Below are 10,467 nucleotides of genomic sequence, written 5' to 3'. Positions count from 1 at the left end.
CGGTGTCCCCGAGCACGTGCAGCGACACCAGCGCCTCGGGGACACCGAGTGCGTACTGGATGCCCCCGAGGGCGCCCTGGGCCACCACGGCGACGATGAGCGCGGCGTACCGCCTGCGGAGCGCCCGTGGCGCCTCGACGGCCGCGAGGGTGAACCCGAGCGCCACGAGCATCCCGAGGTAGGCGAAGAGCAGGTCGGCGTGCAGCTGCGCGACCGCGGGCACGCCGATGCCGAGCCGCGGTGTGGCCGCGTCGCCGGCGTGCGGGCCGGCGGCCGTGACGAGCGTGCCTGCGGCGAGCAGCGCCGCGAGCACGACGGTGCTCGTGGCCACGAGTCCGCGGACGGCGCTGCCGACCGTCCGTCGTGGGGGGCCGTCGCCGTCGGTGGCGGCGTCGACCAGCTGCACCCCCAGCCAGACCAGCACCATCGAGACCAGGAAGTGGACCGAGACGCTCCACCAGACCAGACCGGTGAGCACCGTGATGCCGCCGATCACGGCCTGGGCGACCACGCCGAGCGGCTGGACCAGCGCGAGCCGGGTGAGCCGCGCCCGCCGCGGGCGGGTGGCGAGCGCCGCGATCAGGCAGGCGCCGGCGACCAGCACCACGGCGATCGTGAGGAGCCGGTTGCTGAACTCGATCCACTGTCGCAGCTCGGCGACCTCGGGGTGGGGGGTGGGCACGAGGCTGCCGGGGAAGCACTCCGGCCACGTCGGGCAGCCGAGGCCGGAACCCGTCACGCGGACCACGGAGCCGGTGACCGCGATGCCCGCCTGAGCGACGACGGCGGCGATCGCGAGCCGGCGCATCAGAGCAGGCGGCGTCGCGGGAAGTCGGTGCAGAAGTGCGGGTCGGGCCACTCCTTGATGGTAGGTGGGCTCCCGCGGGGCGCCACCTGCGGCGCCCCGGGCGCGCGAACCGGAGGACGCCCGGCTGCGCGGTAGGGTGGGTGCCCTCGATTCCCGCGCCGTTCTTGTGTCCGATTGATGAATCCGGTCCGCCGACGCAGGATCCGAAAGGTCGCGATGGACGCCACCAACCGGGAGATCATCCGCATCCTGCTCGCCGACGGACGCGCGAGCTTCCAGGCGATCGGCCGGCAGGTGAACCTCTCCGCCCCGGCCGTGAAACGCCGGGTCGACCAGATGGTGGCCCGTGGCGAGATCGCCGGGTTCACCGCGGTGATCGACCCGTCCGCCCTCGGGTGGAACACCGAGGCCTACGTCGAGCTCTACTACGACGGGAACGTCCTCAAGTCCGAGCTGGAGACCAACCTCTCGACCATCCCTCAGGTCGTGGGCGTGTGGAGCGTCACCGGCGACGCCGACGCGCTCGTGCACGTCATGGCCGGGAGCATGGCCGAGCTCGAGGACGTGATCGAGCTGATCCGGAGCAACGCCAAGATGAACCGCACCCGCAGCGCGGTCGTGCTGTCGCGGCTGTTCCAGCGCCCGCGCCTCTGAGCGGGAGCGGGCAGGATGTGGCCGGTGACGGTTCTCGCGGCGGGATTGGCGCTGCTGGCCTCGGCCCTCTTCGCGGTCTCCACGGTCGCCCAGCAGCGCTCCGCCGCCACCGTGCCGGACGACAGCGCGCGGGGCCTCGGCCTGATCCGCGTGCTGGTCCACCGGCCCGCCTGGTGGGCCGGGATCGTCGGCGACGGTGGCGGCTACCTGTTGCAGGCCGCCGCGCTGGGTTTCGGGTCGCTCCTGCTCGTGCAGCCGCTGCTCGTCACCACCCTGCTCTTCGCGCTGCCGCTCGGTGCGGCCTGGGCGGGCCGCAGGCTCGCCAGGTCGGACTGGGTCTGGGCCGTGCTGCTCGCGGTGTCGCTGGCGGTGTTCGTGGTCGCCGGGAACCCCACCGCCGGGGTCGATCGGGCCGCGTGGGGGGACTGGCTGCCGACAGGTGCCGGCCTGGCCGGACTGTTCGTGGTCTGTGTGGTGGCCGCGGCCCGCAGCCGGGGCGCGACGCGGGCGATGCTGCTCGCCGCCGCCACCGCCCTCTGCTACGGGGTGGCGGCGGCACTCACCAAGGGTGTCGTCGGGCAGCTGGACGAGGGCCTCCTGGCCGTGCTGACCAGCTGGGAGACCTACGCGCTCGTCGTCGTGTCCGTGGCGGGCACGCTGCTGCAGCAGTCGGCGTTCCAGGCGGGCGAGCTGGGGGCGTCGTTGCCCACCATGATCGTGGGTGAGCCGGTGGTGGCCGTGGTGATCGGCACGGTGGTGCTGCAGGAGCAGCTGCGGTCCGACGGCGCGGAGTGGGCACTGATCGTCGTGCTCGTCGCTGTGATGGTGGCGGCCACCACCGCGCTGGCCCGCTCGTCGGCGCGGACGACGACGGCGGTGGTGGCCGGGGCCGGGGCCGCCCCGGCCTGACCCGTCCGTCAGCTCTCGCGGGGTGTGCGGGGGCGCTGACCGGGTTCCTGCGTCGGCGGCTTCTGGCCGGTGCCGGGGAACACCGGCGCCGGCAGGTTCGCGATCTCGTAGCGCGAGAGGGTGAGCGGGCCGCTGGTGTCCGGGAGCGTCGGCGGATCCGCCACCTGGTCGGTGAACCGGAAGGCCGAGGTCAGGTCCCCGAACGTCGCCCGGCGCCAGTCCGAGATGTTCGGCTCGCGCACCCCGGTCACCTTCTCGAGGAACTGCAGGGTGGAGGTGTGGTCGAAGGGCTCGCTGCACACCCAGCCACCGGCCGTCCACGGCGAGACGATGATCGCCGGTACCCGGTAGCCCGCCCCGACCGGCAGCCCGTTGCCCGGGGTGCCGCCGGGCGAGGTCTTCGTGACGAACTCGCCGGGCGTCCCGTCCGGTGGCACCGGCGGGATGACATGGTCGAACAGGCCGTCGTTCTCGTCGTAGCTCAGGATGAACACGGTTTTCGCCCATACGTCGGGATTCGACGCGATGGCGTCGATCTTGCTCGCGACGAAGGCCGCGCCCTCGGCGGGCGTGTGGTCCGGGTGCTCCGAGGCCGAGCTGGTGCAGATGATCCAGGAGACCGCAGGCAACCGGTCATGGCGCGCGTCGTACTCGAACTGACCCTCGGGCCGGTGGGTGAGCCCGTTGACGTGGAGCGGGGAGCTCGTGGCCGCGCGCCGGAACGTGCTGAAGTTCTCCAGCATGTTGCATCCGTACGTGTCGTCCTGCTCGTAGACCCGCCAGCTGACACCTGCCGCGGTGAGCCGCTCGGCGTAGCTCGTCCAGGTGTAGCCATCACGCGGCGCGTTGTTGTCGAGGATGGGGCCGCCGTGATCACCGTCGGGGTCGATGGTGCCGGTCATCCACATCATCCGGTTCGGCCAGGTCGGGCCGAGCACCGAACAGTGGTAGGCGTCGCACACCGTGAACGCCTCGGCCAGTGCGAACTGGAACGGCAGGTCGGCGCGTGTGTGGTAGCCCATCACGTAAGGGCCGTTCCTGCCGTCTGCCTTGCGGTGCGCGGGCAGCCAGCTGTCCATCTTCCCGCCGTTGAGCGCGTCGTGCTGGACCTGCCATGCGTGTGATGTGGAGGGGATCTTCTGAGCGTTCGTGGCGTGTGTGTCCAGGTGGAACGGCAGGGCGTAGCCCGCAGGATTGGCGGCGTCGGGCTGGTAGAACACGGACTTGCCGCTCGGCAGTGACGCGGCGTGCGGGTCATCGAAGCCGCGGACTCCCGACAGCGTGCCGAAGTAGTGGTCGAAGGAGCGGTTCTCCTGCATCAGCAGCACGACGTGCTCGATGTCGCCGGGCGCGCCGTGGGCAGGCGGCGTCGCCGCGAGCGCGCGCTGGACGCTGGGCGGCATCAGGGCCGTCGCGGCCGCCGCAGCGGCGGCTCCGGCTGCGGACCCGAGGAGGCGGCGGCGTGTCATTTCGGTCACGACGGCCGATCTTGCTTTCCTGACGGGCAGCCCGACCGAGATGTGTGGGAAGCACAGCGGAACCTCCCGTGAAAGTTGTGTCGGATCCGACCGAATTCCGCTTCCGTCACGAATCGCGGAAGAATCGTTTCGTGAACAGGAGGGTCGCAACCGGCGCAATGCGACGGTGCTGTGGGCCGTCACCCACGGGGTCGCGGACCTGCATTCGACGGTCCGGCTCCCGTGGCCCGGCCGATCAGGCGGCGTTCGTCCCGGCTGCGCCCCCCGGTGCGGACGGTGCAGTCACACCGCCGACGGCCTTCGGTACCAGGAGCTCGCCGATCACGGGCAGGGCGAGGAAGCCCTCCGCGCCGGCGTAGAGCAGGCCGACCCGCGCCAGGTCGATGCGGCGGCGGTAGGCCAGCACCCGGGGCATCCACTCCGGGTCGAACTTGGCGTTGAAGTCGTGCAGCGACTTGATCTGGAAGAACGGGTTGAGCACGCCCACCGCCCAGCGGGCCGCGCGCTGCGCGGGACTGAACGGGATGTCGTCGGCGAACAGGCGCCCCCACATCGCGAAGTTCATCGACAGCCTCCGCACGCCGCGCTCCCCGAGCGCTGCCGCGGTGGAGGCGATGAGGAACTCCGTCATGCCGTTGGGGGCGTCCGGGTCGTGGCGCATCACGTCGAGCGTGTAGCCGAACTCGGATCCGTACGCCGGCACCACGCGCAGGAACCCACCCGGGACGCCGTCCTCGTCGAGGGCCACGCAGAGCAGGAACTCGGGGTTCGCCCCGGCCCCGGTGACGTCCTGGGACAGCGACATCGTGAACCCGCGCTCCGGCGCCTTGCCCCGCCACTTCTCGCTGATCGCGTTGAGCTGCCCGACCAGCCGGGCAGGCGCGTTGGACTCGGCGATCAGCTGGAACCGGTAGCTGCGCCCGACGCGGCGGACCGCGCCCCGCAGGCTCTTGCGCCCCGCGCCCTCGAGGGTGAACCGCGCGCAGTCGAGGATCGCCTCGTCACCGAGGTAGAAGCTCGAGAACCCGCGGGAGGCGTAGAGCGGCATGCTGGCCTCGCGGACGGCGAGGAACGCCGGGTTCCAGGCCCGCTCCTCGCAGGTGGCGAGGAACTCGTCGAGCACCTGCACCACCGACTCGCGGGAGCCGATCGGGTCGGCCGAGACCAGTGCGTAGCCGCCGAGATAGGTGTAGGCGAGCACGGCCTCGCCGTCGGAGGAGAAGAAGAAGCTCTTGTCGTCGCGGAGCGAGAAGTAGGCGAGGGTGTCCCAGCCGTAGGTGCGGACGAGCCGGTTGGCGTGCTCCCAGTCGCTCTCGGTGTGGGGGCGCCTGCCCACCAGTGGCCGGAACAGCAGCACCGCGAACACCAGCAGCCCGGCGACGCCGAGCGCCACCAGCGCGGTGGGGAGGAAGGCGGCGAAGAACGGCGAGCGGTAGGTGTAGGGACCGTCCACCCCGACGAGCCCGCCGAGGACGGTGACGAGCCCGCCGCCGAAGGTGAGGTCCGGGTCGAGGCGGTCGCGCTCCACGGCGAGCGCGACGAACCCGAACGCGAGCACGCCCGCCAGGTAGACGGGCACGAACCGGACCAGGCGCAGCAGCGACGGGGGGTCGGGCGGGGCCCGGAACAGGTCCCGGTGCCACACCAGCGCCACCAGCATTCCGGCGCAGATCGTGACCGCCACCGGGTGCGGCCCCTTGGCCATGTGCGCCAGGCCGCCCACCGTGAACAGCGCGAGGGCCAGTCGCCACGCCAGCCGCTTGCGCTTGGCGAGCTGGTCGGCCAGCAGGATCAGCAGCAGGCCGACGATCACCGAGACGACGTGCCCCGCCACCGGGAGCCACAGCTGGTCGATCGCGTCCTCGCGGCCGTCGAGCCGGGCGTGCACGATCGGGATCTGGGCGAGCAGCTGCAGCACCCCGCCCAGCGCGGTGAGCACCGCGATGACCTGCACGACGCGCCTGCCACGCTCGGGGGGCCGCCGCGGTGCCGCGATCGGGTGGGCCGCAGGCGCCAGGTCGGGCAGCGCCACGAGCGGCCCGGACTCCGGTGCTCCGTCCGGGGCCGGGCCGTCCGCGGGCACGCGGTCGGCCGCCACCGGGGTGGGGCGCAGCACCGGACGCGGCGCACCGCGGGGTCCGGCGCCCTCGGGGGCGGCGAACTCCGGGCGCAGCGTCGGGAAGAGGATCACCTCACGGATCGAGTCGACGCTGGCCAGCAGCATGACCAGGCGGTCGATCCCGACGCCGAGACCCCCGGTGCACGGCATCCCGTGCTCCAGGGCACGGATGTAGTCGAGGTCGATGTCGCCCGCCTCGGGGTCGCCACCGGCCTTCGCGCGCGCTTCCGCCTCGAAGGCCGCGAGCTGCTCGACCGGGTCGTTCTGCTCGGAGTAGGCGTTGCAGAGCTCGAACCCGGCGACGATCAGCTCGAAGCGCTCGACGTAGTCGGGGTCGTCCCGGTGCGCCCGCGCCAGCGGGGAGACCTCGCGCGGGTAGTCGATGCAGAAGACGGGTCCCACGACGTCGTGCTGCACCTTCTCGTCGTAGACCTCCTTCATCAGCCGCCCGGGGCCCCAGCTGCGGTCGTACGGGATGTGCAGCCCGTCGAGCACGGCCCTGGCCTCCTCGACGGGCATGCCGGGGTGCATGGTGGCGCCGGTCTTCTCGGCGATCATGTCGGCGAAGCGGACCCGCGGCCACGGCCCGGCTCCGAGGTCGATCGCCTGCCCGCCGTAGTGCACCACCAGCTCGCCGGTGCCGTCCGCGCCGCCCAGCGCTGCCCGCGCCGCGGTCGTGATCATCCCTTCGACGAGGTCCATCATGTCGTGGTAGTCGGCGAAGGCCTGGTAGGCCTCGAGCATCGTGAACTCGGGGTTGTGCCGGGTGTCGATCCCCTCGTTCCGGAACACCCTGCCGATCTCGAACACCCGCTCCAGCCCGCCCACGATCAGCCGCTTCAGATGCAGCTCCAACGCGATGCGCAGGTACATGTCGAGGTCGAGCGCGTTGTGGTGGGTGACGAACGGCCGGGCCGACGCGCCGCCCTGGATGGTCTGCAGCACCGGGCCCTCGACCTCGGTGAAGTCGCGGTCCTCCAGGTACCGGCGGATCGCGCGGATGGTGGTGTGCCGGATGCGGAAGATCTCACGGGTGCGCTCGTTGGCGGCGAGGTCGACGTAGCGCTGCCGGTAGCGGGTCTCGACGTCGGTGAGGCCGTGGTGCTTGTCGGGGGCCTCGAGCAGCGCCTTGCCCAGCAGGTCGAAGGCCTGCACACAGACGGAGAGCTCGCCGCGCCGCGTGGTCATCACGGTGCCCTCGACGCCGACCCAGTCGCCCCGGTCGAGCTCGTCGAAGTCGCGGTGGCGGTCGGCGCCCAGCACGGTGGTGTCGACGAACAGCTGGACGGTGCCGGTCCGGTCGCGGAGCACGGCGAAGCTCAGGCCGCCCTGGCGCCGGACCAGGTCCACCCGGCCCGCGATGCGCACGTGGTCGGTGGTGAACGTGTCGGGAGCCAGCCCCTGGTGGGCCGCCCGGATCCCGGCGGCCGTGGTGTCGGTGGGGTAGCGGTAGGGGACGCCGTGCCCGGCACGCGTCGCCGCGAGCTTCTGCAGCCGGTGTTCGCGCTGGTCCGCGGGCTGCCCCGCGGCATCGGTACCGGAGGTCATCGTCGCCACGATAAGGTCTGACGACCGGGGCGGCCCAGAGGTTCCGGATCCCCCGATCGGGGTGGGCTCGGCCGGAGTCGCCGGTCGCGGCTCACGTGAAGACCAGCGCGAGGTGGGCACCCAGCTCGTCGGCGTCCACCCGGCCCGCGCGGAAGCCGATGTGGCCGTCGGGGCGCACCAGGTAGCAGCACCCGCCCGCGGCGCCGTACGCGGTGGCGAACTCGCCGCCCGCGTCGCGCAGCACGGGCACCGGTGGTCCGGCGAGCAGCCCGTCGGCCGTGTCGTCCGCGATGACCGCGCCGCCGGCCAGGACGATCCGGACGTCGAGGTGGCCGCGGGCCCGCTCCCGTGCCGACTGCGCTGCCGTCGCGAGGCCGGCCACCTGCTCGGCGTGATCGGCGTAGAGCAGGAGCGTGTGCCCTCGCCCGTCGAGCGCCTCGTACAGCCGCACCGGGAACGCCACTCCGGCACGACGCAGGCCGCGGCAGTCCGGGGCGCGTTCGCCGGGTGCCGGACCGCCCTTGAGGACCTCCGCACCGCCGCCCTCACCGACGACGGGACTGTCGGGGTAGGCCACCAGCAGCTGGGCCTCCCGCAGCAGGACCGTCGCCGTGTCGTCGTCCTCGAAGCCCGCACGGGCGTGCCGGACCGTGCGGCCCACGACCTCCTCGCCCACGGGCCGGCGTTCGGCGTCGTAGCTGCCCAGGAGCCCGTCCGCGGCGTCGCCCTGCACGGCCAGCGCGAGCCGCCACGCCAGCGCGGCCGCGTCCTGGATGCCGGTGTTCATCCCCTGTGCCCCCGTCGGCGGATGGATGTGCGCGGCGTCCCCCGCCACGAACACGCGCCCGCTCCCGTAGGAGTCGACGATGCGGTGGCTGATCCGGAACACCGACGCCCAGCGCAGGTGGGACGCGCGGGTCGGTTCGGGGGCGAGGCGGTCGAGCACGGCCTGGATGTGGTGCAGCTCGGGGGCCGGGCCGGCGCTGAACCCGTGCTCGACGCCGTCACCTGCGGCGGACAGCTCGTCGGGCACCAGCATGGACATGCGGTAGCGGCGCCGTCCCGGCAGCGGGATGGCGACGAGCAGGTCGTCGGTGGTGCCGTCCGTCCGGTGCGAGGACCGGATGCCGTAGCCCGCCGGCTGGTTCCAGTCGACCTCCACGTCCCCGAGCATGTACTGCTCGGGAAAGGCCCCGCCCGCGAACGCGAGTCCCAGCCCCTTGCGGACCGTGCTGTGGGCGCCGTCGGCTCCCACCAGGTAGCCCAGCCGCACTCGCGACTCCCCGCCGGGCCCGCGCAGGACGGCCGTGACCCCATCGGCGTCCTGGCTGAAGCTCACGAGCTCGACGCCGCGCTCGACCCGGCCGCCGAGCTCGCCGTAGCGCTGCTCGAGCAGCCGCTCCGTCTCGTACTGGGGCAGCGCCATGAAGCCGTAGGGCACCTCCGGTGGCAGCGTGAGCTCGATCGTCGCCACGTGCTCGCCGTCGACGAAGACGAGCTGGCCGTACATCGGCCGCGCGGCGTCCAGGGCCCGGCCGAGCACCCCGGCCGACTCCCACAGCTCGAGGGTGCGGGGCTGGATGCCCACCGCCTTGGCGTACGGGACGGGTGCCGCGAGCCGGTCGATCACCCGGCAGTCGACCCCGCGCCGCCGTAGCTCCACGGCGGCCGTGAGCCCGACCGGTCCGGCTCCGGCGACGAGTACCGCGCTCTCGGCCATGCGTCCTCCACGAGGCTGGTATGCTCCTGCCCCCGGTCGGGAGGAGTCGCCGGGCCTCATCCGGCCGTTACCGCGGGTGGAGAGGTCACTACCCGGTGGTGTCACCCGCGTGTGGCCGCGGGAGCGGGGACGGGACGGGCCACCGGCGGCGGGTCGAGGGCCTGCTCCACCTGTTCGAGGCCGTCCACGAGACCGTGCAGCCAGCCCCACGCGTCGAACGCGCGCAGCGCCTCCACGGGGGCCTCGGCGACCCGCACGGCCAGGTGCTGTGCGGCCACCCGCTTCCGCAGCTGTGTGGCGGTGCCCCGGGCCGGTGCGCCCCCGGCCGCCACCGCCGCGGCAGCGACGCGGTAGCCCGCGGCGACGTCCTCGGCGTCGGCCCGCAGCAGGATCCCGAAGTCCGGCCAGGGCAGTGCCGCGGTCTGCGGATAGCGGGCCCGCAGGGTCTGGACCTGGTCGGCGAGGCGGTGCGACACGGTCAGCACGACCAGCCAGTCGGGCTCGGGGCCCGGTCCGCACGGCTCGGAGCGGTACTGGATGTAGGTGTGCTCGAACAGCGTCGCCAGCCGTTCGAGCGAGGCCCCCGGTGGGGGCGCGGGCGAGCCGGTCAGGTAGGCCGCGGTGGCCACGATCTCGTCCGCGGCGGCGTGCAGGCAGTCCGCGGCCACCCGGTGCACCTCGCCGGCCCCGCCGCGCGGCCACACGGCCGCTCCGATGACCGCCCCGACCAGGCCGCCCACGACCACGGCCAGCAGCCGGTCCTCCGCGAGCGTCCAGTTCGCCGGTGCGACCTGGGCGAACACCACGGCGACGACGACGGTGAAGCCCGCCTGGCCGGCGGCCAGGCCGAGCAACGGGCCCGCCGCGAAGGCCACGAGCATCAACAGCGGGGTGAGCCAGGCGTAGACCGTGGCGTGCGATCCCACCAGCGCGAGCACGAGGGCGGCGATGATCGCTCCCACGACCGTCCCCGCGAACGCCCGGACCAGCACCGGCCTGCTGGCGACGGCTGAGGTGCGCATCAGGCTCAGCGTGGCCAGCAGTACCCAGAACCCGTGCGACAGCTCGAGCACGCCCGCGACGACGCGGGCGACGGCCAGGCCCAGGGCCAGCCGGACGGCGTTCTGCAGGTAGACCGACCGGGGGGTCAGGTTCACGACCAGCCGCAGCCACCACAGCCGCCCGGAGGAGACGTGCAGGAACCAGAGGTCGGCGGGGGTGGCGGCGGGAC

Annotated in this window: 7 protein-coding genes; 2 read left to right on the top strand and 5 right to left on the bottom strand. The window is 73.1% G+C overall.

Annotation, left to right across the window (positions count from 1 at the left end; translation table 11 throughout):
* Positions 1-859 (bottom strand): COX15/CtaA family protein (locus HF577_RS34645; protein WP_312859576.1); only part of this gene is annotated, 859 nt, incomplete at its 3' end.
* A 165-nt stretch (positions 860-1,024) separates the two neighbouring features.
* Here HF577_RS34645 and HF577_RS34640 point away from each other — a divergent pair.
* Both HF577_RS34640 and HF577_RS34635 read left to right on the top strand, forming a co-directional pair.
* A complete protein-coding gene (locus HF577_RS34640; RefSeq protein ID WP_169400227.1) occupies positions 1,025-1,462 on the top strand; it encodes an Lrp/AsnC family transcriptional regulator in 438 nt (145 codons plus the stop codon).
* A 24-nt stretch (positions 1,463-1,486) separates the two neighbouring features.
* On the top strand, positions 1,487-2,371 hold the full coding sequence (locus tag HF577_RS34635; protein WP_312859575.1) for a DMT family transporter: 885 nt from the start codon (positions 1,487-1,489) through the stop codon (positions 2,369-2,371).
* Between the two features lie 8 nt (positions 2,372-2,379).
* On the opposite strand, the gene HF577_RS34630 is transcribed toward HF577_RS34635, so the two are convergent.
* From HF577_RS34630 to HF577_RS34615, 4 genes are all read right to left on the bottom strand, one after another.
* Complete coding sequence (locus tag HF577_RS34630) at positions 2,380-3,840, bottom strand: alkaline phosphatase family protein (RefSeq protein ID WP_211175297.1); 1,461 nt, start codon at positions 3,838-3,840, stop codon at positions 2,380-2,382.
* Between the two features lie 244 nt (positions 3,841-4,084).
* Positions 4,085-7,516, bottom strand: coding sequence for a lysine--tRNA ligase (gene lysS / locus HF577_RS34625; protein WP_169400224.1), 3,432 nt, complete (start codon positions 7,514-7,516; stop codon positions 4,085-4,087).
* A 91-nt stretch (positions 7,517-7,607) separates the two neighbouring features.
* Complete coding sequence (locus HF577_RS34620; RefSeq protein WP_169400223.1) at positions 7,608-9,236, bottom strand: FAD-dependent monooxygenase; 1,629 nt, start codon at positions 9,234-9,236, stop codon at positions 7,608-7,610.
* 101 nt (positions 9,237-9,337) lie between these two features.
* The coding region (locus HF577_RS34615) for an FUSC family protein (protein WP_211175296.1) at positions 9,338-10,467 on the bottom strand (1,130 nt) is incomplete at its 5' end.

The organism is Pseudonocardia xinjiangensis (genome assembly GCF_012911925.1).
GTDB classification, from domain to species: Bacteria; Actinomycetota; Actinomycetes; order Mycobacteriales; family Pseudonocardiaceae; genus Pseudonocardia; species Pseudonocardia xinjiangensis.
Note: the sequence above shows the minus strand (reverse complement) of the source record. Positions and strands in the feature narration are given on the sequence as shown.